Annotated in this window: 20 protein-coding genes; 8 read left to right on the forward strand and 12 right to left on the reverse strand. The window is 69.4% G+C overall.

Annotated elements, in window-relative coordinates; all coding sequences use genetic code 11:
- Positions 1 to 25 precede the first annotated feature (25 nt).
- From JL101_RS31080 to JL101_RS31100, 5 genes are all read right to left on the reverse strand, one after another.
- A complete protein-coding gene (locus tag JL101_RS31080; RefSeq protein WP_323374747.1) occupies positions 26 to 1,630 on the reverse strand; it encodes an ATP-binding protein in 1,605 nt (534 codons plus the stop codon).
- A gap of 59 nt (positions 1,631 to 1,689) precedes the next feature.
- On the reverse strand, positions 1,690 to 3,183 hold the full coding sequence (locus JL101_RS31085) for an ATPase domain-containing protein (protein WP_203101797.1): 1,494 nt from the start codon (positions 3,181 to 3,183) through the stop codon (positions 1,690 to 1,692).
- 505 nt (positions 3,184 to 3,688) lie between these two features.
- The gene (locus tag JL101_RS31090) at positions 3,689 to 4,699 is read right to left on the reverse strand and encodes an SDR family oxidoreductase (RefSeq protein WP_203101799.1); all 1,011 of its coding nucleotides are present in this window, start codon (positions 4,697 to 4,699) and stop codon (positions 3,689 to 3,691) included.
- An 85-nt stretch (positions 4,700 to 4,784) separates the two neighbouring features.
- Positions 4,785 to 7,295 (reverse strand): HWE histidine kinase domain-containing protein, encoded by a 2,511-nt coding sequence (locus tag JL101_RS31095; RefSeq protein ID WP_203101801.1) that lies wholly within the window; start codon positions 7,293 to 7,295, stop codon positions 4,785 to 4,787.
- A 181-nt stretch (positions 7,296 to 7,476) separates the two neighbouring features.
- A complete protein-coding gene (locus tag JL101_RS31100; RefSeq protein ID WP_203101803.1) occupies positions 7,477 to 9,477 on the reverse strand; it encodes a PhoX family protein in 2,001 nt (666 codons plus the stop codon).
- A gap of 198 nt (positions 9,478 to 9,675) precedes the next feature.
- On the opposite strand from JL101_RS31100, the gene JL101_RS31105 reads away from it, so the two are divergent.
- Positions 9,676 to 10,728 (forward strand): cobalamin B12-binding domain-containing protein, encoded by a 1,053-nt coding sequence (locus tag JL101_RS31105; RefSeq protein ID WP_203101805.1) that lies wholly within the window; start codon positions 9,676 to 9,678, stop codon positions 10,726 to 10,728.
- Positions 10,729 to 10,741: 13 nt separating this feature from the next.
- Here JL101_RS31105 and JL101_RS31110 read toward each other — a convergent pair whose 3' ends face one another.
- Positions 10,742 to 11,407, reverse strand: a complete 666-nt coding sequence (locus JL101_RS31110; protein ID WP_203101807.1) for an SCO family protein — start codon at positions 11,405 to 11,407, stop codon at positions 10,742 to 10,744.
- A 15-nt stretch (positions 11,408 to 11,422) separates the two neighbouring features.
- On the reverse strand, positions 11,423 to 12,739 hold the full coding sequence (gene mtoX, locus JL101_RS31115; protein ID WP_203101809.1) for a methanethiol oxidase: 1,317 nt from the start codon (positions 12,737 to 12,739) through the stop codon (positions 11,423 to 11,425).
- Positions 12,740 to 13,311: 572 nt separating this feature from the next.
- Here mtoX and JL101_RS31120 point away from each other — a divergent pair.
- Entirely contained in the window at positions 13,312 to 13,902 is a 591-nt protein-coding gene (locus tag JL101_RS31120; protein WP_203101811.1) for an NUDIX hydrolase, read from the forward strand.
- 13 nt (positions 13,903 to 13,915) lie between these two features.
- On the opposite strand, the gene JL101_RS31125 is transcribed toward JL101_RS31120, so the two are convergent.
- Together JL101_RS31125 and JL101_RS31130 are read right to left on the reverse strand one after the other, a co-directional pair.
- Positions 13,916 to 14,497 (reverse strand): GNAT family N-acetyltransferase, encoded by a 582-nt coding sequence (locus JL101_RS31125; RefSeq protein ID WP_407697458.1) that lies wholly within the window; start codon positions 14,495 to 14,497, stop codon positions 13,916 to 13,918.
- Positions 14,466 to 15,098: a tyrosine-type recombinase/integrase gene (locus JL101_RS31130; RefSeq protein ID WP_203101822.1), complete on the reverse strand. Its 633-nt coding sequence runs from the start codon at positions 15,096 to 15,098 to the stop codon at positions 14,466 to 14,468. The genes JL101_RS31125 and JL101_RS31130 overlap by 32 nt, the downstream gene beginning before the upstream one ends.
- 274 nt (positions 15,099 to 15,372) lie before the next feature.
- Between JL101_RS31130 and JL101_RS31135 the strand changes: the two genes are divergently transcribed.
- Complete coding sequence (locus tag JL101_RS31135) at positions 15,373 to 17,757, forward strand: methyl-accepting chemotaxis protein (RefSeq protein WP_228435564.1); 2,385 nt, start codon at positions 15,373 to 15,375, stop codon at positions 17,755 to 17,757.
- On the opposite strand, the gene JL101_RS31140 is transcribed toward JL101_RS31135, so the two are convergent.
- Positions 17,726 to 19,429, reverse strand: a complete 1,704-nt coding sequence (locus tag JL101_RS31140; RefSeq protein ID WP_203101889.1) for a cation:proton antiporter — start codon at positions 19,427 to 19,429, stop codon at positions 17,726 to 17,728. The two genes, JL101_RS31135 and JL101_RS31140, sit on opposite strands and share 32 nt — an antisense overlap.
- A gap of 87 nt (positions 19,430 to 19,516) precedes the next feature.
- Complete coding sequence (locus JL101_RS31145; protein WP_323374748.1) at positions 19,517 to 19,693, reverse strand: helix-turn-helix domain-containing protein; 177 nt, start codon at positions 19,691 to 19,693, stop codon at positions 19,517 to 19,519.
- Positions 19,694 to 19,862: 169 nt separating this feature from the next.
- Between JL101_RS31145 and JL101_RS31150 the strand changes: the two genes are divergently transcribed.
- The 3 genes from JL101_RS31150 (at position 19,863) to JL101_RS31160 (ending at position 22,561) form a co-directional block, all read left to right on the forward strand.
- On the forward strand, positions 19,863 to 20,753 hold the full coding sequence (locus JL101_RS31150) for a universal stress protein (RefSeq protein WP_203101828.1): 891 nt from the start codon (positions 19,863 to 19,865) through the stop codon (positions 20,751 to 20,753).
- Between the two features lie 49 nt (positions 20,754 to 20,802).
- A complete protein-coding gene (locus tag JL101_RS31155; protein ID WP_203101830.1) occupies positions 20,803 to 21,627 on the forward strand; it encodes a universal stress protein in 825 nt (274 codons plus the stop codon).
- Positions 21,628 to 21,691: 64 nt separating this feature from the next.
- Positions 21,692 to 22,561: a formate/nitrite transporter family protein gene (locus tag JL101_RS31160; protein WP_203101832.1), complete on the forward strand. Its 870-nt coding sequence runs from the start codon at positions 21,692 to 21,694 to the stop codon at positions 22,559 to 22,561.
- A 25-nt stretch (positions 22,562 to 22,586) separates the two neighbouring features.
- Here the strand turns inward: JL101_RS31160 and JL101_RS31165 are convergent, their stop codons facing one another.
- Positions 22,587 to 23,333: a DUF2270 domain-containing protein gene (locus JL101_RS31165; protein ID WP_407697452.1), complete on the reverse strand. Its 747-nt coding sequence runs from the start codon at positions 23,331 to 23,333 to the stop codon at positions 22,587 to 22,589.
- A 140-nt stretch (positions 23,334 to 23,473) separates the two neighbouring features.
- Here JL101_RS31165 and vapB point away from each other — a divergent pair, with 140 nt between their 5' ends.
- Positions 23,474 to 23,698 carry a type II toxin-antitoxin system VapB family antitoxin gene (vapB, locus tag JL101_RS31170; protein ID WP_211111273.1) on the forward strand — a complete coding sequence of 75 codons (225 nt, stop codon included), beginning with the start codon at positions 23,474 to 23,476 and terminating at the stop codon, positions 23,696 to 23,698.
- The gene (gene vapC, locus JL101_RS31175; RefSeq protein ID WP_203101834.1) at positions 23,698 to 24,102 is read left to right on the forward strand and encodes a type II toxin-antitoxin system tRNA(fMet)-specific endonuclease VapC; all 405 of its coding nucleotides are present in this window, start codon (positions 23,698 to 23,700) and stop codon (positions 24,100 to 24,102) included. The genes vapB and vapC overlap by 1 nt, the downstream gene beginning before the upstream one ends.
- Positions 24,103 to 24,129 lie beyond the last annotated feature (27 nt).

Consider the following 24,129-nt stretch of genomic DNA (forward strand, 5'->3'; position numbering starts at 1 on the left):
CGGCATCCGGCCGCCGCCCCCCGGATCAGTCGCCGCCCTCCAGCATGGCGCGCACCTTCGCGAGCAGCGACTTGACGGCGAAGGGCTTGCTGAGCAGCTGGGTGCGGGGTCCCAGCGGCTCGTCGCCCAGCGCCGCGTTGTGGGCGTAGCCGGTCAGGAACAGGACCGCGAGCCCGGGCCTGATGCGTCTCGCGATCTCGGCGAGCTGACGGCCGTTCAGGCCCGGCAGGCCGACGTCGGTCGCCAGCAGGTCGATCTTGGCGTCGGACTCCAGTACGCGGATCGCGGCCTGGGGCTCGGGCACCTCGATCACCCGGTAACCGCGGTCCTCCAGCGACTGGACCAGGAGCATCCGGACCAGCGCCTCGTCCTCGACCACCAGGATCGTCTCGCCCTCCTCGGCGCCGTCGGGCTCCGGCAGGGCCGGCACCGACTCCTCTGGTGTGGGGCCGTGGTGGCGCGGCAGGTAGAGCTTGACCGTCGTTCCCCTCCCCTCCTCCGAATAGATCGCGGCGTGGCCGCCGGACTGGCGCGCGAAGCCGTAGAGCTGGCTGAGGCCCAGGCCGGTCCCCTGCCCGATCGGCTTGGTGGTGAAGAACGGCTCGAACGCCCGCGCCCGCACCTCGGCCGACATGCCGGTGCCCGTGTCGGTCACGCACAGCACGACATACTGCCCCGGCTGAAGCCCCAGCTCCGCGGCGACATAGGCGTCGTCCAGGTGGCTGTTGGCGGTCTCGATGGTCAGGCGCCCGCCCTCCGGCATGGCATCGCGGGCGTTGATCGCGAGGTTGAGCAGCGCGTTTTCGACCTGATTGGCGTCGGCCCAGGTCCGCCAGAGGCCGCCCGCCAGGACCGCCTCGACCTGGATCGTTTCGCCGACCGACCGCTGGAGCAGTTCCTGCATGCCGCCGACCAGCGCGTTGAGGTTGAGGCTGCCCGGCTGGAGCGGCTGGCGGCGCGCGAAGGCGAGCAGCCGCCGGGTCAGGGTCGCCGCGCGCTCGCCGGCCTGGTTCGCGGCCCGGACGTACCGCAGCAGGCGTTCCTGTCCCGCGAGCCCGTCCTTGAGCATGTCCAGGTTGCCCAGGATCGCCTGGAGCAGATTGTTGAAATCGTGGGCCACGCCGCCGGTGAGCTGGCCGACCGCCTCCATCTTCTGGGCCTGGCGGAGCGCCTCCTCGACCCGCTCGCGCTGGGCCGTCTCGGTCTCCAGGTCGCGGGACTGCTCCGCCACCCGGCGCTCGAGCTGCCCTGCGGCCTGCTCGATCTGCCGGAGATGGGAGCGGGTGCGGTACTGTCGGCGCCGGGCGCGCTCCGCCGCGCGGGCGGCGCTCTTCAGCGTGTCGGCATGGAGCGGACGGTCCAGGAGCGTGACGTTGCCGAGCTGGCTGAAGACGTCCCAGCGCGCCCGGCGGCCCTTGGAGTCCCCCCGGGAGGTCAGCAGGATCACCGGGATGTCCGACCAGGGCGGCTGCGCGTCGAGGCACTCCAGCAGGTCGCCGTAGCCCGGGAGGAGCGCCTCCTCCGTCACCAGCAGCGCCGTCGCGTCCCCGGCCAAGCCGCGGCACATCTCGGACAGGTCGGCGCAGACACGCGAGGGGATGCCGGCCTCTTCCATGACCAGCCGGATCACCTCGGCGTCCCTGCCCTTCGGGGCCAGGACCAGAATCGGAGCCGGTGGGAGGGAATCGTTCAGCCGCCCTCTCCTTCGCCGCCGGGCAGGGGCGTCAGGGCGCCCTCCAGGCTCGGGATGCCGGTCAGGACTCCGCGGAAGTTCAGAAGCTTCGGCCCCACCCGCATGCCGTTGGGGAAAAGCTGGAATTCACGGATGGCCAGCTCGTGGATGCCGGAGCGCTTCTTGACCACCGAGATCGCCTTGCGGACCTCGCCGCCCGCCTCGAAGAACCGCAGGAGCACGACGGTGTCGCTGATGAAGGACAGGTCCACCGGGTTCTCGACGTTGCCGACGATGCCCTGCTGGGCCAGGATCAGGATGGTCACGACTCCCTTGTTGTTCAGGTAGTTCAGCAGTTCGTGCAGCTGGAGGATCAGCGCGGTCTCCTCCGGCATGGTGTTGATATAGGAATTGAGGCTGTCGATCACGACGACGCGCGCGTCGAAGTCCTCGACCTGCCGGCGGACCTGCCAGACGAACTCGCCGGGCGACAGGCGCGACGGGCTGGCCCGGTGCCAGCCGAGCCGCCCCGACCCGACCGGCCCGGCGATGTCGATGCCGAGCGCGGCGCTGCGGTCCGACAGGGTGCCGAACGTCTCGTCGAAGGAGAAGTAGGAGGCGTGCTCGCCGGCCCGGACGGCCGACATCGCGTATTGCAGCGCCAGCGACGATTTGCCGACGCCCGACGGGCCGACCAGCATGGTGGTGGTGCCGCGGGTCAGCCCTCCGCCGAGCAGGTCGTCCAGTTCCTTGAGGCCGCTGGACATGTCGGCGGTACCGAACTCGGCGCGGTGTTCCTCGGAGATCAGGCTGGGGAACACCAGCACGTCGCCCGACGTGATCGCGAAATCGTGCCAGCCGCTCTGGTAGTCGGCGCCGCGCATCTTGGCGACCCGCAGCCGGCGGCGCGACGCGCCGTAGTTCCGCTCGATCATCTCCAGGGAGATGACGCCGTGCATCAGGCTGTGCAGTTCCTTGCTGCCGAGATGGCTGGTCAGGTCGTCCAGCACCAGCGTCGTGCAGCGGCGGCCCTGGAGCGCCTGCTTCAGCGCCAGGATCTGCCGGCGGTAGCGGAGCTGGTCCTGCGCGATCAGCCGAAGCTCGGACAGGCTGTCGATCACCACGCGGTCGGGCTTGTCGACGGCGATGCGGTCGGTGATCAGCCGCATCGTCTCGCCCAGCTCGACCTCCGCCGGGTAGAGCACGGACTGCTGACGGTCCAGTTCCGCTTCGATCGGGATCAGGTCGAACAGGTCGATGCCGTCCAGCGACCAGCCGTGGCTGGCGGCGGAGGCGACCAGTTCCTCGGTGGATTCCGACAGGGTGATGTATAGCCCCCGCTCGCCCATCCGGCGCCCTTCCAGCAGGAACTGGAGGGCGATGGTGGTCTTGCCGGCACCGGGAGCCCCTTCGAGCAGGTGCAGCCTGTGGTACGGCAGGCCGCCCCGCAGGACCAGGTCCAGTTCAGGGATACCGGTCTGCAGCTTCTTCGTCGGTACCGGCTCGGGCACGCATGACTCCCTGTTCGATTGAATGGCCGGGAGGCGCTTCCGCCGCGCAGAACTCCGCATGACCGGTGAAACGGATTGGAACGTCAATCGGTTCACCGCGTCCGGCCGAATTCGGGAAGGCGCCTCCCGCGGCCCTGCGGCTGTCCGGCACGGTGATTGCTGGCTCAATCAGAGAGGGCTCTTCTGGTGGAGCGTTCCTTCGTTCATCGTCATGACCGGGCTTGACCCGGTCATCGCTTGCAGACGCCATCAGCGCCGCCGTGCAGGGAGATGCCCGGATCAAGTCCGGGTATGACGAAAAGGGGGCGCTTCCGCCCACAGCTCAGTCTTTTGCGCAGTGTTCAACAACCGTCCCGGACAGCCGTGATCCTGGGACCGCGAACCCACGGAATGACTCATCTTGAAAAGCAGGTTTTACGATGAGTTGGCGAGCGCGCCCCGGCGCCAGGCCCCGGGGGGCCTTAGCCGGGGGCGAACCGTACCGGTCGGCGCGGGGAAAGGATGTTCAGCGGCGCGGCCCGGTCAGCGCGGCGTGGACCAGGAAGCCCAGCCCGCCGACCAGCGCCACGCCCGCGGCGAAGCTCGCGGCGCGCGCGGCGCCGCCGCTGGAGGTCAGGCGCAGATGGTGGCGCGGCAGGCCGAAGCGGCCGCGCATCCGGTGCAGGCCGGGCACCGTCTCGAACAGGTTGTCGGGGCGGCCCTGCCTTTCCGGCTCGGCCGTCAGCTGCCCCTCCACCGCGTTGTCCGCGAGGTAGCGGTCTGCAAAGCCGGGCAGCGCGTAGTTGCCCAGGATCGCCTGCATGGCGGAGGCGCCCAGCCAGACCTCCCGCCGGGGCCGCTCCGCCACCCGGACGACGGCGCGGCCGATGTCCTCCGGCTGGAAGATCTTGCCCATGGGGCGGGCGCGCCGGGGCATGTGGCTGCGCGCCCAGTCGAACTGCGGCGTGTTCACGGCCGGAAGCTGGACCATCGAGATCCTGACACCGCTGCCGTCGTGGATCAGCTCCGATCGGAGCCCGTCGATGAAGCCGCGGATCGCCGCCTTGGCGCCGCAGTACGCCGCCTGGAGCGGGATCGAGCGGTAGGCCAGGGCCGAGCCGATCTGGATCACCGTCCCGCGGTCCCGCCCGGACATGTGGCGCAACGCCGCCTGGATGCCGAAGGCCGACCCGAGATAGGTCACCTCGGTCACCCGGCGCAGCTCCTCGGGCTCGAGGTCGCGGACCCGCCCGAACACGGTGACCATCGCGTTGTTGACCCACACGTCGATCGGCCCCAGCTCGCGCTCGATCCGGTCGGCGGCGTCGTGGACCGCCGCTTCGTCCGCGACGTCCAGGGGCAGGACCAGCGCTTCCCCGCCCAGCCGCTCGACCTCCCGGGCGACTTCGTCGAGCGCTTCCTTCGACCGGGCGATCAGGCCGATCGAGGCGCCCCATTCGGCGGCGAAGGCGAGGGCGATGGCACGGCCGATGCCGGCGGACGCGCCGGTCACGCAGACGACGGGAGCGGTTTCCATGATGGGCCTCTTTCGGCGGCAGGATGAACGATATCCAGCCAACCCCCTGCGGGATGCCGAGTTCCATGGGGCCGCCGGGACCGCGTCAGCCCACCTCCGTGTCCACGCCGGCGGTCAGCAGCGATGCGACGGCATCCCTCAGGAGGGTGGGGCTGACCGGCTTGGTCAGGACCGCCGCCTTGTCGAAGCGGCCGTCCGGTTCGTTGAGCGAGCCGTATCCCGTGCAGAACAGGAACGGCACCCCCATGTCGTCCAGCACGGAGGCGACCGGGTACGAGGGCTGGCCGAACAGGTTGACGTCCAGGACGGCCGCGTCCGGCCGGGAGGTGCGCGCCAGCTCGATCGCCTCCTGCAGGCGCCCGACCGGGCCGAGCACGCGGTATCCCGCCGTCTCCAGTTCCCGCGCCATCGCCGTGGCGGTCAGCGCCTCGTCCTCCACGATCATCACCGCGGCGTTCCTGATGGGCTTCCGGGGCTGGTCCTCGGCCGGCCGGGGCGCCGCCGGGAGGGCCGGGGCTCGCACCCCGCTCGTCCGGAAGCAGTCCGGCGGAAGCGTCATCCGCAGGCACAGCCCGGTCCGGCGCCAGTCGCGGGACAGGTCGCCCCGGAGCTGCCCCTTGATCGTCCGGTCGATCACGAAGGTCCCGAAGCTGGATCGCGTCGGCGGGGACACCGGCGGCCCGCCCTCCTCCCGCCAGTCGACGACGAGCTTCCCGTCCCCGGGGTCGACCGACCAGGAGACGGCGACCCGCCCCGCGGGAACGGAGAGCGCGCCGTGCTTGGCGGCGTTGGTCGCCAGTTCGTGCAGCACGATCGAGATCGCCTGCGCGGCCTCCGCCACGACCGAGACCGGGGTTCCCGACAGGCCGACGCGGCCGTTGCCGGCAAGCGCCTCCAGTTCCGCCTGGAGCATGACTTCCAGGTCGGCACCCGACCAGCGGGTCGTGGCAAGGAGGGTGTGGACGCGGGCCATCGCCGCGACGCGGCCCTGGACGGCCTCGATGAAAGCGGCCGGGTCGTCGGACCGGCTCAACTGCATGATCGACTGCACGACGGCGAGGGCGTTCTTGGCGCGGTGGTCCACCTCCCGCATCAGCAGGTGCAGGCTCGCCTCGGCCTCCTTGCGCTCGGTCAGGTCGGCGGCCATGGTGACCACGAGCCGCCGGTCCCGGCTGTCGCGCCCGATCTTGGCGGAACGGAACGACCAGACGCGCGTCCGGCCGTCCGCCGTCCGGACCTGGAACTCCCCTTCGTCGATCGGACGGTCCAGCGCGACCACCCGGGCGGTGCCGAGGGTCCCGTCCCGCCCTTCGGCGACGAAGGCGCGCCTCTCCCAGCCCTCCAGGGTGGCGATCTCGTCGCGCCGGTAGCCGGTCGCCTCGATCAGCGTCCGGCTGACATGCACGATCTCCCCGCCTTCGGCATGCACGATGATGGGGAAGGGAGCCCCTTCCACGACGCGCCGCAACCGGGCCTCGCTCTCCGTCAATGCTGCCTCGCGCTTCCCGATCAGATCAGCCGCGCCGCGCAGGGCGTCACCCATCGCCTCGATCTCCACGACGCCTCGGCCCGGAACGGCGACCGGCCGGCCGGCACCGAGCGCCTCGGCGGAACCGGCGAGATCGGCGATCTGGTGCGCCAGCCGGCGACCCACGAGCAGGGCGACGCTGAGCCCGATCAGGAAAAGGAGTGCGCCGCCGCCCGCGAAAAGCGCCAGGGTCCGCCGCCACGGCGCCGCCACCAGGGACTCGGGAACGCTGACCCCGACCAGCCAGCCGGCAACCTCGGAACGCTGGTAGGCTTGCAACGACGGGACGCCGTCCAGACTCTCCGCGGACTGGATGCTTTGCGGCAGGTCCCTCATCCTGGCCCACAGGTCGTCCCGGAGCCGGGTGCCGACGAACTCCCGGGGCCGGTGCGAGCGGCCGATCAGGATGCCGTCGCGATCGACCATGCCCGCCACCCAGCCCTCGGGGAGGCGCTCGGGGGAAATGATAGCCTGGAGCCGGTCCAGCCCGATGGTCAGGCTGAGGAGGTAGCGGGGCTCGCCGCCACGGGGGACCGGGACGACCACGATCAGCAGCGGCGTCCTGGCGACGGCCCCCGTCAGCAGGCCGGAGACCTGCGGCTCGCCGGTCTCGATCGCCCGCCGGTCCACTTCGAAGCTGTCGTTGCGCGGCAGGGGCGTGCCCCACGGCACGCGCGTGTTGACGAGTTGCTGGCTCGTCAGGTCGCGGACCAGGATGTTGGTGCCGAGCAGGTCGCGCACCTGGACGGCGCGCCGGTAGAAAGCCTCGAAGTTGCCGTCGATCAGCGTGCCGGCCGTCGCCAGGACCTCCGCCCCGGCGACGATCCGGGAGACCTCGCGGTCGATGTCCTCCGCGAGCAGCCTCGCCCTGTCCTGGACCTGCCGGGTGATCAGGCCGGCCTGATCCTTCGCGTCTTGATAAAGCAGCAGCATGCAGAACAGCGCGAGCGGCAGGACGCAGGCGGTCACCAGCAGCACCAGCCATGTCCGCACGCGGAAGGACGGCGAAGGGCGGGGGGAGCGCGATCCGGGCGACCGGGCGGTGTTCCCGTCCGGAGTATCAGACATCAGCTCTCGAATTCCACATCAGGTCTCACCGCCGATCCACTTGACCAAGCCTTGTTCGAGGTCAGGCTCGGAAAGGGCACTATACTCGGGGTAGCAACTATAGCTTCCCGCGCAAAGGGGTAAATAGTTGGTGCGCGACAATGGGCCCGCCGCCGGAATATTCCGGCGGCGGGCCCACGATTCAGCTTCCGACCGGGCCGCCGTCCTGCTTGGTGACGACCACCACCGACGGGCGCGGCGGCATGCCGGGCTGGAAGTCGGGCCAGCGGGTCAGCGGGTTCTCCAGGGTCGAGTCCTCGCCCTCGGCCGGGTGCTGCACGGCCAGGAACAGCGTCTTCCCGTCGGGGGTGAATTCCGGCCCGCACATCTCCGCCCCGGCCGGGCAGCCGAAGAAGAACTTCACCAGCGCCCGCCCCGGCCCTTCCAGGTCGCAGGCGTACATGCCGTCCGGGATGCCGTTCTTCGCCTGTGCCTCGCCCTGGTCGGTCGAGATCCACAGCCGTCCCTGCGGATCGAAGGCGCAGTTGTCCGGCGAGGACAGCCACACGTCCGTTGCCGGGTGGTAGGCCGCCTTGTCCTTTTCCGAGGCGGGATTGCCGGCCAGCAGCACGTGGTCCCACCGGAAGGTCCCGGCCGCGTGGTCGGCCTCCCGGCCGGTGCCGCCGGGCGGGATCAGCTCGACGATCTGGCCGTGGCGGTTCTCGGGACGCGGGTTGACCGCGTCGACCTGGCCTGCCTTGCGCCGCGTGTTGTTGGTGCACATGACGTAGACGCGGCCGTTGACCGGGTTCGGCTCCACGTCCTCCGGCCGGTCCATCGGCGTGGCGCCGACCAGGTCGGCGGCGCGCCGGGTCTCGATCAGCACCTCGGCCTGGCTCTCGAAGCCGTTGGCCGCGGTCAGCGGTCCCTGCCCGTGGACCAGCGGCAGCCACTCCAGGGTGCCGTCGTCGCCGAACTTGGCGACCGACAGGGTTCCCTCGTCCAGCAGGTCGCGGTTGGCGGCCCGGTCGTCGGGATCGTAGGTGCCCTTCGTGACGAAGCGGTAGAGATAGTCGAACCGCTCGTCGTCGCCCGAATACAGCACGACGCGGCCGTCCTTGTTGAGGATGCTGGTCGCGCCTTCGTGCTTGAACCGGCCGAGCGCCGTCCGCTTCACCGGCACCGACGCGGCGTCGTAGGGGTCGTACTCGGTCATCCAGCCGAACCGGTTGGACTCGTTGGGCTCCTTGCCCAGGTCGAAGCGGTCGACGGTCTCGTGCCACCAGTATCGCGACTCCGCCGAGATCCCGTAGCGCTTGTAGTGCTTGGCCTGCGGCGACGAGTCCGGATCGCCGCCGCCGAAGTAGCCGTTGAAGTTCTCCTCCGAGATCAGGATGGTGCCCCACGGCGTCTTGCCGCCGGCGCAGTTGTTGAGCACGCCGTACACCGTGGTGCCGGCCGGGTCGGCGCCGGTCCGCATGCGCGCGTGCCCGGCGGCCGGGCCGGAGATGCGGCAGGCCGTGTTCATGGTGATCCGGCGGGCATAGGGGCTGCCGTCGACCACGGCCCAGCGCCCGTTCTCCTTCCTGACCTCAATCACGGTGTGGCCGTGCGCGGCCATCTCGACCTTGGTTTCCTCCGGGGTGGTGCCCCGCTCCTTGCGCTTCCCGTCCGCGCCGGCCTGGAGCCAATCGGCGAACATCAGCTCGGGTGCGGTGTATTCGTGGTTGATGCCGAGAAGCCCATGCTCGGAACTGCCGGAGCCATGGGGAAGCGGCAGGTAGCCGATATAGTCGCAGTTGTAGCCGAACTGCTTCTCCTGCGCGGCGCCGGTCAGGTTCTTCGGGTCGAACGCCGGCGCGTCGGGCATCACCTTGTCGCCCCAGCGGATCAGCAGGTCGACGTCGTAGCCGGGAGCCACCTGGTGGGTGTCCAGGATGACATGCCTGGGCTGCGTGAAGGTGAGCGTGGACGCCCCTTGCGCCGCCGCGTCGGACGGCCGAAGCACGGCGCCGGCGGCTCCCGTCGCGAAGGCGGCGCCCAGCGCGGTCGTGGTGCCGAGCAGGCCTTTCAGCAGGTCGCGCCTGCCGGCCCGTATCCCGGAGATTTCCAGGAACGGGGTATTGGTCGAATCATTGCTGCCGATGTCATCGGCGTCCTCGACGACGATGGGTCCGAAACGCTCGTCCAGGCTCTTCGCCATGGTCTCCCTTTCTCTTTTTCTGACCCGGCCATTCTTGCGGGCCGGCACGGACAGGCTAGCCCCAGCCGTGTCCCCTGTCATCCGTTCAGGCGGATCAAGCACTTAAGGACAGCGGGTTCCGCCCGGGCGAACCGTCCCCATATGTACGGTACGGTACGCGCGGGGCGGCCCCCAAAGGCGTGCCGTCCGGGAGAGAGCATGGGACTGATCTTCGATGCCGGTTCGGATCCGCAGCGTCGCGCCTTCGCGGAGCGAGCCGTCCTGCGTTACTGGCTCCGGCATCCCGAGATGGCGCAGCGGTACGGCGACACGGGCCGCCGGCGCTGCGTCGAGGACATGCAGTACACGCTGCTTTACCTGGAGGCCGCCACCACCACCGGCAGCCTGGAACTGTTCCGCAATTACACGGAATGGCTCCGGTCGATCTTCATCTGTCACCACCTCGACGTCGCCGACCTGGCCGGAACGCTGGAAACGCTCCTGGAAATCTTCACCGAGCGCGGCGACGCCCTGCCGGCCGAGTACCTGGCCGACAGCCTGCGGCTGATGGACAGCATGGAGGACGTCCCCGCGAGCCGGCTCGCGGAGAACAATCCGCACCGGACCCTGGCGCAGGCGTATCTGACGCTGCTGCTCGACCAGGACCGGCAGGGCGCCACGGACCTGATCATCAACGCCGCCGACACCGGCATCCCGCTGACCGAACTTTACCTGCACGTCCTCCAGCCCTGCCTCCACGAGGTGGGCCGGCTCTGGATGACCGGCCGGCTCACCATCCCGCAGGAGCATTTCGTCACGACGACCACCCAGTCGATCCTGGCCCAGCTTCAGCCCTATGCCGCCTGCCGCTCGGGCAACGGGCGGCGCCTCCTCGCCGTCTGCATCGACGGGGAACTGCACGAGATCGGCCTGCACATGGTCGGCGACGTCTTCACCCTGAACGGCTGGGAAACCACCTACCTGGGCGCCAGCGTTCCCGTGGGCGACATCGTCAAGGCCGTGGAGACGCAGAAGCCGGAGCTCCTGGCCCTGTCCGTCACCATCGCTCCGAACCTGCCGAAGGCCGCCGCCCTGATCGAGGCCCTGAGGGCCGATCCGGAGTGCGACGGCACCCGGATCATCGTCGGGGGCTATCCTTTCAACCGCTGCCCCGACCTGTGGAGGCGGATCGGCGCCGACGCCCATGGCCGCGACGCCGCCGCGGCGGTCGCCTGGGCCGACAGGCAATTCGCGCTTCCCGGTCCGGCATAGGCCGTCCCGCGCATCAGTGGCGCGCCGCGTCCTCCAGCATCAGGGTGCGGATGTCGGCCAGGACCAGCCGCGGATCCAGGAAATCCAGGCTGTAGATGTTGCGGATCCGGCGTTCGCCGTCGATCAGGTAGACCCGCAGCTGGTGGGCCAGCGGCCCGCCGGGATCGTCCGGGTCGGCCTTGCGCAGCACCCGCTGGTCGTAGGCGGCCAGGACCTCCTCCAGCTCCGGCCGGCCGCGGGCGGTCAGGAACTGCCAGTCGGCGCCCCCGGGGGCACGCAGCGCCCGGGCCTGCGCCGCCATGACCTCCGGCGTGTCGTAGCCGGGATCGAAGCTCATGGTGACCAGCCGCACCCCGGCGGCCAGGCCGGCGTCCGCGGCCGTCGCCTCGTGCAGGTCGCGCATCATCAGGGTGCCGAGCGGGCAGACGTCGCCGCACCGGGTATAGATGAAGCCGAGGACGGTCACCCTGCCCGCCATCAGGTCGTGCAGGCCGCGCACCGCCCCGGTCTCGTCCAGGGCCGTCCCGTCCGCGGCCGGGGCGAGCGGCGGCAGGCGGTAGGTGCCCGGCTCCGGCGGATCGTAGTCGAACCCGCCGGGATGGTGCCCGGGATCGGCGAAGGCCGGCGCCATATGGAGGCAGGCCGCCGCGGCGAGCGTTGCTAGGACAAGGGCGCGCACGGCGCTCCCTCCCGCTCAGTTCGCGTAGAGGCTGGCGGCGCCCAGCCGCATGATGTGCGGCCGGCCCAGCTTCTCGGCGTTGAAGTCGATGGTGAAGCGGTGGTGGAGCCGCTTGCCGTCCCAGTCGTAGCCCTTGATGAACTGGTCGTTGTCGGCGCCCTTCTTGTCCCAGTTGGCGAGCAGCGAGGTGGTGAAATAGACCCGCCGGCCGTCCCAGGACTGGGAGACCATGTTGACCTGTTTGCCGATCGTTTCTTCGTAGATCTGCTTCGGCGCGTGGGGATCGCCGACGTCGAAAACCCGGACCTTGCCGTCCATGAAGGTGTCCACGAACAGGGTTCTGTCGTCGGCGCTGAGGCTGATGTCCACCGGCAGCGGGATGTCGGACGGATTGCCGACGTCGGCCACCGCCTTGGCCTTCCACTCGCCGTCGGTGTCCAGGTGGATCAGCCAGATCTTGGAGGTCAGCGCCGTGGTGGTGAAGGCGTAGTCGTGGGTCGGCCCCCAGGCCCAGCGGATCTCCAGCGGCGCGCCGGGCACGTGGAAAACCTTGCGCGGCTTGCGCTCGTGGAAGTCCCACAGCACCACGGTCTGGCCGAACTGCTTCATGGCCTCCGGGTCCTTCAGCATCTCGCCGAAGTCCCTCATGTAGTTGGATTTGCCGGTGAAGGACGAGGTCAGCAACGCGTTCTTGCGCGGCAGGACGCGCTGGTCGTAGCCGTAGCCGTCCGCGACGCTCTCGATCTCGGCTCCGCGGGGGTCCTCGGCGGTCGGCATCCAATGGGCGGCCAAGAACCGGCCGTCGTTGGTGTATTCGACCAGGGCGGTGCGCCCTCCCCCGTCCTTGGCGTTGGACAGCCCCGACATCAGCATGCGCCCGGGCAGGGCATAAGCGCCGTGCGGCCCGACCACGCCGCCGCTGGCTTCGACGAAATCCTCGATCGTCCGCTCCAGCTTCGGGCGGGCCGGATCGGTGTGGATGTCGAAGACGAAGATCCGGCTGGTATCCAGCCCGCTGGTCCAGAAATAGCGCCGGTCGTCGGTGAAGCCGCCATGGTGCGCCTCGTTGCGGCTGCCGACCGAGGCGCTGGCGATCACCTTGCCATAGGTCGCCGAGCCCGGCCGGACATCGACGGTCACCAGCTTGTCCGACCCGTCGCCCATCCCCTCGACGCCCAGGGTCCAGACATAGACGTAATCCTCCTGCCCTGTGATCTTGGGCATGAAGGGCGACATGCAGGTCTCGTCCGCCACGGCCGGCGCCGCGGCCGTAGCGAGCAGCAACCCTGCCGCCCCGATGAACCGACGCAGCAATCCCCCGACCGTTTCCATCGCTCACCTCGCGCGTCCGGTATCCGACGCCACTTTATTTACCATAATTCCGCAATCCGGAGAGAGGCGCATTGGGGCATCCTGGAATCATCCATGGATGCACGCAAATAAAAGCCGATGAAGTCGAGCGGCCGGCGAAGATGCAATCCGCAGCCCCGCAGGTCGGGATTTTAACAACGACGACACGCCCCTCCTTTACGGCGAACGCCGACACTCCGCATCAACGTGTGGGCCGCGCTGTCGGCGTCGGCCTTCGGCCGAGGCCGACCTACGATGGTACATCATGATCGGCCGCCGCCCCTTACCGCAGCCAGACCTCCTGCCTTTCGGGCAGGGGGTCTGGCCGTGGGCGCTGATAGTGTACAGGCACAGGCTGCATCGGCGCACCGGCGGTCCGACAGCCCTTCCATGAATTATCAATGCCCGATCGCGGCAGGGACGCCCGTTGCCGGGCGCTCTCCGCACGGAACCGGACCTGCCCGTACTCCCGCCACGCCTCTACCGTCCGCCTTGCAAGGGACGGCGGCCGATCAATATGCGGACGCTGCTGTTTCGCTGCGGAAGACGATACCATGAACATCGCCACGGTGCTGGCTCGCGCCGCTCTGGCTTCGATGCTGTCGCTGGCACCTGCCCAGGCGGCGGTCCCGGATGATCCGCGCCCGCCCGACGCCCTCACGCTGTTCGGAGCCCGGCTGACCGACAACTCCTTCGAGGAACTGCTGACCGCGGAGGACCTGACCTGGCGCGACTCCTACCTGGTGGGAGTCGCTGCGTCGCGCCGGGTGTGGGAGTTCGGCCGCCATGCCGAGATCGACCTGGAAGGCCAGGTGGTCCGCCATTTCGGCAACGAGCGCCACTGGGAATTCAACGCCCTGCCGGTCGCCCGCTGGCTTCGGTTCCCCTGGAGCGAGTCGGTCCACACGGGAGTCGCCTACGGCTTGGGCCTGTCCTACGCGACGCGGAAACCGGCCGAGGAGGTGGCGATGAACGGCTCCACCGAGCACTGGCTGGTCTACTGGGTGATCGAGGCCGAGGTCGGGCCGCCCGCCCGGCCGTGGAGCGCGGTGGCCCGCCTGCACCACCGCTCCCCGGCGTTCGGCCTGATGGGCGACGCGGGCGGAGCCAACTCCCTCACGGCGGGGGTCCGCTGGAGGTATTGAGGAAGGCGGCGCCTCAGACCCGCTTGTAGAAGAAGGTCGTCGGGCAGGGCCGCCCGTCGGGATAGAGCGCATAATCCGGCACGCTGCCGGCGGCGGTCCAGCCCAGGCGGGCATAGAGCCGCGCCGCCGCGCTGTCGCTGACGGTGTCGAGCACCAGCAGGGTGCGGCCGGCCCGGCGGGCGGCGTTCTCCGCCTCGGCCATCAGGGCGGCGGCGACCCCCCTGCCCCGCGCGCCGCTATGGACCAGCAGCTTGGCGATGTCGGCCCTGTGCGGCTGGTTGTCCTGGGGCGCCGGGACCATCTGGACGGTGCCGACGATCCGCCGCGATCCCGCCCCGGCGCCCGTCCTGTCGTCGGTTTCGGCGACCACGAGCGCGCGGTCGCCGCGGGCCACTCCGGCGGCGACGCCGTTCCAGAAGGCTTCGGCCTTTTCCCGCGGCAGCGGCGCCATGAAGCTGACCGAGGCGCCGCCATGGACGCAGTCCAGCAGGACGTCGCACAGGTCCGGGACGGCGGCCCGGGCCGCGTCGGCGTCCAGGGTCCGGACCACTGTCCCGGAGAGGTCACAGGAGCTTGATGACCCGTCGCTTGGCATCATCGCTGCCGTCCACATAGCTCTGGGTGGAGGCCAGGCTGGTGTGGCCGGCCAGTTGCTGGACATCGCGCAGGGAACCTCCGGCCCGGGTGATCAGGCGGGCGGCCGACGTGATGAAGGTGCGGCGGCCGGAATGGCTGGAGAAGCCGGTCAGCCCAAGCTCACCATACATCTGGCGGAACATCAGCACGATCGAATTCGGTGCCATGCAGACCGGGCGGGTGTCGTCCGGGTCCTCCGGGTTGCTGCGCATCGCCCGCTCCGACAGGATCAGCGGATCGGGCGGGCCGCCGGGAACCATGCCGAACAGCGTGGCCACATGGGCGCGCAGGTCGCGGTGCATCGGGATGACCCGGCCGGCACCCTTCCGGCAGATCCCGTCCTCCAGCACGATCTCGTCGCCGATATCGCCGGCGGCGGTCATGACGTGGGCGCGGCGGAGCCTGGCGATCTCCATCGCGCGCAGGCCGGCGCGGACGCTCAGCAGCACCGCGACGCGGTCGCGATGGGGATAGCGCCTGCGCTCGCCGCACCAGCGCAGGCAGTCCCGGACCTGGGCGTCGGTCAGCAACTCCGCACGTCTGCCGGGGATTTCGGACATCAGGAAAATGTGCCTATTCGGACCATGGGCTGGATACTTTTGGTGCTGTGTTTCGGGGTGTGTGACGTTATTGCTGTTCTTGTTGCTTAGCATATTTCTCGACAACTCATCGTGAAAACAAAAAAATACGTTGAGTGGTCGGGAAACGATACATGCATTGTTAAGAAATGTTGTCATAATTTCAGCGAATCTCAACCCCGGGGAGTGACGCGGATTGCCCCTGCAAGCTAATGTGACAGGCCGGGAAGTCGATTTTCCGGACGGACAGCTCCTGGTGTCCCGCACCGATCTTGCCGGCACGATCACCTTCGTGAATCGTGCCTTTTCGGAGATAAGCGGCTTCTCCGAGGAGGAGTTGCTGGGAGCACCCCACAACATCATCCGGCATCCCGACATGCCCGCCGACGCCTTCGCCGATCTTTGGCGGACCATCAAGGCCGGGCGGTCCTGGGAAGGGATGGTCAAGAACCGGACCCGATCCGGCGACCATTACTGGGTGCGGGCCAACGTCACGCCCGTGGTCGAGGGAGGCGCGGTCACGGGTTACGTGTCGATCCGGTCGAAGCCGACCCGGGAAGAGGTCGGGCAAGCCGAGGCGGGTTACGCGGCCCTGCGCGAGGGCCGCGCCGGCGCCATGGCGCTGGAAGAGGGCGAGATCGTCGGGACCGGCATGGCGGCCCGCGCCGCCGCCGCTTGGCATGGCCTGCGCGTACGCCTGGTAGCGTCCTTCGCGCTGATCATCGCCATGATGATCGCGGTCGGCTGGCTGGGCCTGGGCGGCATGGAAGGATCGAACGGCAGGCTCCAGACCGTCTATGCCGACCGGGTCGTGCCGCTCCGCGACCTCAAGCGGATCTCCGACGCCTACGCGGTCTCGGTGGTCGATGCCTCCCACAAGGTGAACAACGGGAACTTCGGATGGGACGAGGGGGCCGCCTCCGTCGCGGCCGCCCGGAGCGAGATCCGGAGCCTTTGGAAGACCTACCTCGACACGCTGCTGACCGCCGAGGAAGCGGCCCTCGTCGAGCAGGCGCGGCGGCTGATGACGGCCGCCGACACGGCGGTCGAGGAATTGGCCCGCCTGCTGGCCGCGCGCGACTCGGCCGGGCTGGACGGGTTCGTCAGGTCGCGCCTGTACCAGACCATCGATCCCGTGACCGAGAAGCTGGCCGAACTGATCAACCTCCAGCTCCGCGTGTCCGAGGCGGAAACCCGGAGCGCGCAGGAGAGCTTCCGGATCCGGTTCCAGGCGGTGATCGGGCTGGTCGCCCTGTGCATCGCGATCACCGCCCTCTTCGCCTACGGCCTGGTGCGCGCGATCCAACGCCCGGTCGGCCGGCTGGAGGTCCATTTCCAGGCGATCGCGGCGGGCGACGCCCACCACCGCATCGACCTGCCCCGCACGCGCGAGTTCCGGCGGGTCACCGCCCAGCTCCGGACCATGTGGGCTCACCTGCTCTACGGCGTCCAGGCGCGGGCGGAGCTGGACCGCAAGGCGGAGGCCGATCGGGTCGCCGCCCTCCTGGCCATGGCCGACACGGTCGAGCGGGAGGCCGGCCACGCGGTCGAGCAGGTCGCGATGCGCACCGGCTCCATGGCGGCCGATGCGGACGGCATGGCCGCCTCGGCCGAGCGGGTCAGCCTCAACGCGGGGAGCGTGTCGTCCGCCGCCGACGCGGCCCTGGCGAACGCCCAGACCGTGGCCGCCGCCACCGAACAGCTCTCGGCCTCGATCCAGGAGATCACGACCCAGGTCGCGGCCGCCGGCACCGTGACCCGCCGCGCCGTCGAGGATGGGCGCCACACCCGGGAGACGATCCGCTCCCTGTCCGACGCGGTGGCCTCGATCAGCGACGTGGTCAACCTGATCCAGGACATCGCAGGGCAGACCAACCTGCTGGCCCTCAACGCCACCATCGAGGCCGCCCGCGCCGGGGAGGCGGGCAAGGGATTCGCCGTGGTGGCGAGCGAGGTCAAGAATCTGGCCAACCAGACCGCCCGCTCCACCGAGGAGATCACCCGCCAGATCGCCGAGATCCAGTCGGTGACCGGGACGGCCGTCGACGCGGTGGAACGGATCGGCGCCACCATCGCGGAGATCGACCAGATCTCCGGGGGGATCGCCGCTGCGATGGAGGAGCAGTCCGCCGCCACGCGGGAGATCAGCCGGAGCGTCGCCGAAACCTCGGTCGCGGCCCAGGAGGTCTCGGCCCGCATCGCCGACGTCTCGCACGAGGCGTCCGAGACCGGGCGGCAGGCGGTGCAGGTCAAGGCCGGCATGGGCGAGGTCGCCCATGCCACCGCCGACCTGCGGGCGGCGCTGGTCCGCGTGGTCCGCACCTCGACCGTCGTGACCGACCGCCGGCGCCTGCCGCGCTTCCGGGTGGACGAGCCCTGCACGGTGACCCTTGAAGGCTCGGAGCGGCAGGCCCGCATCCTCGACCTGTCCGCCGCCGGCGCCCTGCTTTCGACCGCCGGCGCTGCCGCGGTCGGGACCATCGGCCGCCTGGACCTGCGCGACGGCACCGGCATCGGCATCACGGTCCGGGATACCGACGCCGACGGGATCCATGTCGAATTCGTCGAGGGCTCCGGGAACGGCGACTTCGCGAACTCGGTGGAGCGGATCACCCGCGGGCGACCGATGGTGGCGGCATAGCGCGTCCGGCCGGGGCGGAGGCGCCGCCGGTTCGTTCCGGCGGAGCGTCGGCGATCCGCTCGACCGCCCGGGCCGCGGCATCCTCGAAGGGGCTGATGACCAGGTCGGTGCCCGCGAGCAGGAGATGCTCCCTGTCGGCGCCGTCGGCACCGGTCAGCGCCACCCGCCCCGCGAAACCCGCCCTCCGCAGCGACTGCAGCAGGGAGAGCCGGAAGTCGTGATGGCTGATCGTCTGCGGATGCGCGGGGATCGCCACCACCACCCATGCGCTGCGCCTCAGCGGCAGATGCTCCAGGAATTCCGGGTCGCCCACATCGCCGTAGATTCCCGGCAGGCCGCGCCTGCGCCATCGGGCCATGGCATCGGGGTCGAAGTCGACGCCGAGCACGGACATGCCCCTCCCGGTCAGTCCCTTCGCGATCTCCCGTCCGTAACGGCCCAGGCCGAACAGGACGACGTCGTAGGCGCCGCCCGGGTCGGCGGCGTCGGCCGCCTCCTCCCGATGCGGCACCGCGCGCTCGAACGGGCCGAGCAGCTTCTCGACCAGCCCGTAGAGCGGCTGCGAATAGACGATCATGTAAGTGGACAGCGTGATCGTCACGAGGCCGACCAGGGTGACCAGCCCCATCGCCTCGGGCCTGACATGCCCCAGCGACACCCCCATCGCCATGAAGATCAGCGAAAACTCGCTGATCTGCGCCACCGTCAGCCCGGCCATGAACCCGGTCCGCTTGCGATAGCCCATGTAGCCCATGATGGCGAGCACGATCAGCGGATTGCCGATCAGCACGAAGAGCGCCAGGATGAGCGATGCGCCGAGCTGGTCGCCGAGTACGCCCAGCTCCAGCCGGGCACCAAGGCCGATGAAGAAGAACAGCAGCAGGAAATCGCGCAGGCTGGCCAGGCGCGAGGCGACCGCCTCCCGGAAGCTGGTGGAAGCGATGGAGACACCGCCGAGCAGGCCCCCCAGCTCCTTGCCGAAGCCCAGCCAGTCGCTGACCGCGGCCAGCAGCACGGCCCATGCGATGGAGAAGGTCACCAGCAGTTCCGGCAGGGTGACTATCCGTGCCAGCAGCCGCTCGGCCCCGAAGCGGATGAACAGGCCGACCGCTCCCAGCAGCAGCGCGCCGCTGCCGACCGCCCCCACGATGCCGAGGCCCGACCGGCTGCCCCCCCCCGCCCCGACGCCGTAGGCGGACAGGACCACCATCGCCAGCACCACCGCGATGTCCTGGACGATCAGGAAACCCAGCGCGATGCGCCCGTGCAGGGAATCGATCTCGCGCTTGTCCGACAGCAGCTTGACGATGATGATCGTGCTGGAGAATGTCAGGGCCACGGCGACATAGGCGCTGGTGACCGCGTCGAACCCCAGCACCAGGCAGATCAGGAAGCCGAAGACGGAGGTGAAGGCGACTTGGCCCAGGCCGGTCGCCAGCGCCACGGCGCCCAGCGTGCGCACGAGCTGCACGTCGAGCTTGAGGCCGACGAGGAACAGCAGGACCGCGATGCCGATCTCGGCCAGCAGCTCGATATGCTCGATCGATTGGACCAGCCCCGACGCGTCGGGTCCGGCGATGATGCCGACCGCGATGAAGCTGACGATCAAGGGCTGGCGCAGCAGCAGCCCAGCCAGCCCGACCACCGAGGCGAGCGCCAGGAGCGCCGCCATCTCGTAGAAGATCGATTGGTGCAGGAACTCCACACGTCCCCCTTTCGCGAGGCTTTTCGCAAGGCACGCCGCGGCCGCCGGCAAAGCCTACGGGCCGTCGCCTTCCGGCCGATTGGCACGGGCGTTGAGGAAGCTCTCCAGGTCCCGCGCGACGATGCGCCATTCCCGCCCGAACTTGATGGCGCGCAGGGACCTGTCGTGGATCCACTCGCGCACGGTGTCATCGGAAATCTTCAGAAGGTCGGCAACCTCCTGCACGGTCATAAGGGGTCTCGTCAGCATGGCTTCGGGCGGGTTCAGGGTGGTTCATGCCGGCTGATGGTGACAGAGCCGGTTTGTGATGCCTTGATCCATGTCAAGGCCGCCAAATCTGGAAGCTGATGTCTTGAGGGCATGATGCCCCGCTCGATACCGTCAGCCGGAGCCGCCTTTCATGAGGGTCTTTCTCGTCGCCTCCGACCTTTCGCCCCGAAGCGATCGCGCCGTCGCACAGGCCGCATATCTGGCGGCCCGTATGGATGCCCGCTTGGTCTTGCTGAACGTGGTCGACGATGAGCTTCCCGCCCCGATCTTCCAAGAGGAACGGAGCTTGGCGCTCCGCGCGCTGGAGGGCACCGCGGCGCGGCTGGACGTCCTTCCCCGCGACCGCATCGTCGTGCGTGTCTCCGGGGGCCTGGACTTCCGGGAGATCCTGGCCGTTGCGCGCGAGGAGCAGGCCGACCTGATCGTGCTGGGCGCGCACCGCCGCGCCATCCTGCAAGACGTCCTCGTAGGCACGACGGTGGAGCGCGTGGTCCGCAACGCGACCACGCCGATACTCGTGGTCAAGCGTTCCCTGCCGGGAGACTACCCGTGCACCCTCGCGGCGCTGGATCTGACCGCGGAGGCGGCGAGCATCCTGGAGCAGGCGCACGGGCTGGCCGGCGGCCAGACCCTGTACGCGATGCATGTCGCCGACGACTCCGTCGGGCTTCGGCAGTTGGGAGACGCCGCGGCAGCCGAGCGGCATCGTGCCGAATTGGCGCGGAAGTGCGAAGCCCTCCTGCGCGGGATCGCCCGACGGGCGGGGCTCGCCCCGAACGGCTTCCTTCCGGTCGTCGAGCGGGGATCGCCTGCCCAGGCGATCCTCGACGCGGCCGGGGCCTTCGGGGCCGAACTCGGCGTGGTCGGCACGCGCACGCGGACGAGAGGGCCGATGGAGCGTCTGCTGCTCGGCAGCGTGGCCGAACGCCTCCTGCTCGACATGCCCTGCGACGTGCTCACGGTTCCCCTGGAGGGACCGACGCCGCTGGAGGGTGCCGGTGCGGTCCCCATGCCGGGCTGAGCCGCGCGCGGCCGGAAAGAATCGAAACGAACCAGGGAAGGAAGACAAGATGTTCCGGAACATTCTCGTGCATGTGAAGCCGCTGGAGACGTCGTCCCCGCACGAGGCGACCGCCGTGGCCCTGGCCAAGGCCCATGGCGCCCGCCTGACCGGCATCTCGACGCTGCGGGACGTATCGATGCTTAAGCTCCTGTTCCCCGGCGAGGGCGGCGCTTCCGCCGCCCGGATCGAGCGGTCCTACGCGCTCGCCGCCGAGGCGGAGCGGCGGTTCCGCGCCCTGGCGGAGGCCGCCGAAGTGCCCTGCGACTGGCAGGTGGCGGAAGGCGACGCGGCGGAGGTGCTGAGCGTGGCGGCCCGGTACCACGACCTCACCATCGTCGAGCAGACGGACTTGGTCTCCGACGAGGTGGGGTTCGACGTGCCCGAGACCTGCGTCCTGTCGAGCGGCCGTCCCGTCCTGATCGTCCCCAATGCCGGCCGGTTCGACCAGATCGGCCGGTCGATCGTCGTCGCCTGGAACGGAAGCCGGCAGGCCGCCGCGGCCCTGCACGGCGCCCTGCCCTTCATCGACCGCGCGGAGCGGGTGCTCGTTCTCCAGGGCCGGGGACGCGCGTCCTGCCCCTCCGTCACGCGGTGGCCCGCGCTGGACCTGAAGCGGGCGATCTCGTCGCACGGGGCTCCCGTCTCCATCGAGCCGATCGGGGCCGAGGATACCGATGCGGGAAGCGCCATCCTGGCCGCGGCGGCCCGCGAGGGGGCCGACCTGATCGTCATGGGTGCCTATGGGCGGTCCTGGTTGAGCGAATGGATCCTGGGCGGCGCCACGCGGCACATCCTGGGCCACATGGCCGTGCCCGTGCTGATGGCCCATTGACCCGGCGCTCCGCCGGCCGAAGCGCCGCCGCGGCCCAGAGAAGCGATGATCCGGAGAGTCTTCCATGGAGTTCGGGCAACGGGACGGGCGCGTCGCGCCACGTCAGATCGACGCCCTCTTGCCGAAGGAGATGGCGAAACGGGCCGAGCGGGTCGGCGCCGAGAAAGCGGGGCAGGACTCGCTCAGCCTCCTCGTGCTGGGTATCCTGGCCGGCGCCTTCGTCGCCTTCGGGGCCACGTTCGCCGCCGCGGTGACCGCGGGCGCCGGGACCACCTCCACCCCCGGGCTCGTGAAGCTGGCCGGCGGAATGACGTTCTCGCTGGCCTATGTCCTCGCCATCGTCGGCGGAGCGGAGCTGTTCACCACGAACAACCTGATGGTCATGGCCTGGGCGCACGGACGCCTGACGACCGCCCGACTGCTGCGGGCCTGGAGCATCGTCTTCGTCGGAAATCTCGTCGGCACGGTCTCGACCGCGACGCTCCTGATCCTGGCCGGCCAGCATGCCCGGATGGAGGGCAGCGTCGGTGCCGGGCTGCTGGGCACGGCCGCCCAGATCGACGGCCTGGGCCTGTTCGACGGGTTCGTGCTGGGCGTCCTGGGCAACACCCTGCTTTGCCTGGGCGTCTGGCTTACCTACAGCGCCCGCACCACGGCGGATCGCATCATGGCGCTGGTGCTGCCGGTCGCCGCGTTCTACGTGCTCGAATTCGAGCACGCGATCGCCGTCATGTTCTATCTGCCGTGCGCGGTGCTGATCGACGTCATGGCGCAGCCGGATTTCTGGACCCTGATCGACCGCCAGCCCGCCGACGTCACGGTGTCGAGCTTCCTGCGCGTCCTGGTCTCGGTGACCGCCGGAAACGTGGTCGGCGGCGGAATGCTCGTGGCGCTGGTCTACTGGTTCGTCTACCTGCGTCCCGGCCGGCTCTGACTCGGCGCCCGCCGGGTCCGCCCGGTCAGTCGGTGCCGCGGGCGAGCTGGAGGATGCGGTCGACCGGCGGGCGGGGCGGGTGGACGCGGTCGGCACCGCGCCGGCTCCGCGAGGTGTGGATGGCGATCGCGATCCAGCCGGCATGGAAGAGGAGGCCGGCGAGCAGGACGACCTGACCGGGCAGCGGGCCGATGGTGGCGCGGACGAACAGCTCGTCCAGGCGGCTGATCGGCATGGGATGGATCAGCAGCTTGCCGACATAGGCCACGACCTGGATCATGAAGATCCAGCCGTAGTTGCGGCGCAGGCGCCGCCCGGCCGCCTCCAGGAAGGTGATGTGCAGGTTGGGGTGCCGGTAGTCCTGGTACAGGATCTCGTTCCAGCCATTGTCGGTCCGCACCCCCTGCCCGCGCAGGATCGGGCCGAAGAAGTTGACCTCCAGCACATGGGCGCGGATCCGCCAGAAATCGAAGAAGCGGTAGCGCCGCGCCTCGATATAGAGGAACACCGCCACCAGCAGCCCCACCAGGACCAGCGGCAACGGTGTCGCCGACGCGCTGCTGTAGGTCAGGGTCAGCGCGATCCCGGTGGTCACCACCGCCCAGTTGGTGGTGGCGTCCAGCCGCGTCCGCCAGACCGTGCTGCGGTAAAGCTCCCCCCGGTACAGATGCGCCAGCGCCCCGATCTCAGCCGCGCTGAAGGGGGCTGGCCTGGGCGGCGGCTCCGGCGGCGGCTCGGCCAGAGGCTTGGTCTGCATCCCAACGTCGGCCACGGTTCCCTCCCTGTTTTGCCGATCAGTTTATACCGATCTGTCCATGCGAAACAGGATGGAGGCGGGAACGATCCTCTATTCCATTGTCCCGGAGACGTCCGGGATATACAGTTGTGATATATTTCAGTAGGAGGCATTCCATGGCTATCCGCACGAGCCTCTTCCTCTCCAATCGGAGCCAAGCCGTAAGGCTTCCAAAAGATGTTGCGTTTCCGCCGAATGTCCGGGAAGTCGTTATTCTCCGTGAAGGGTCCCGGCGGGTGATCGTGCCGGCAGACAGTCTTTGGGACGATTTCTTCAACTCTCCCGGTGTCGATTTTCCGGACCGGGATCAGCCCGCCACGCAAGAGCGTGAAGCTTTCTGATGCTGCGCTTCATGCTCGACACCAATGTTTGCATCCGCGTCCTTCGCGATCGGCCCCCGAGCGCAAGGATCCGGTTCAACGCGGAATCGGCTAGCCTCTGCATTTCCACGGTGACGCTGGCCGAATTGCTGCACGGTGCCGCGAAATCCGGACGTCCCATCGAGAAACGACATGAGGTGGAGCGCTTGGTTGCCCGCCTGGAGGTACTGCCCTTCGATGACGAGGCGGCGGCTCATTACGGCGAGATCCGCGCCGACCTCGAACGTAGCGGCACCATCATCGGTCCCTATGACCTGATGATCGCGGGTCACGCCCGAAGCCGCGGATTGGTCGTCGTTACCGGCAACCTTGGTGAATTCTCAAGGGTGGACGGGCTTCGCTGCGAAGACTGGCTTGAAGCCTGATCCGGACGGGTCATACCGAAACCGTAG

Source organism: Skermanella rosea (assembly GCF_016806835.2).
Taxonomy (GTDB): Bacteria; Pseudomonadota; Alphaproteobacteria; order Azospirillales; family Azospirillaceae; genus Skermanella; species Skermanella rosea.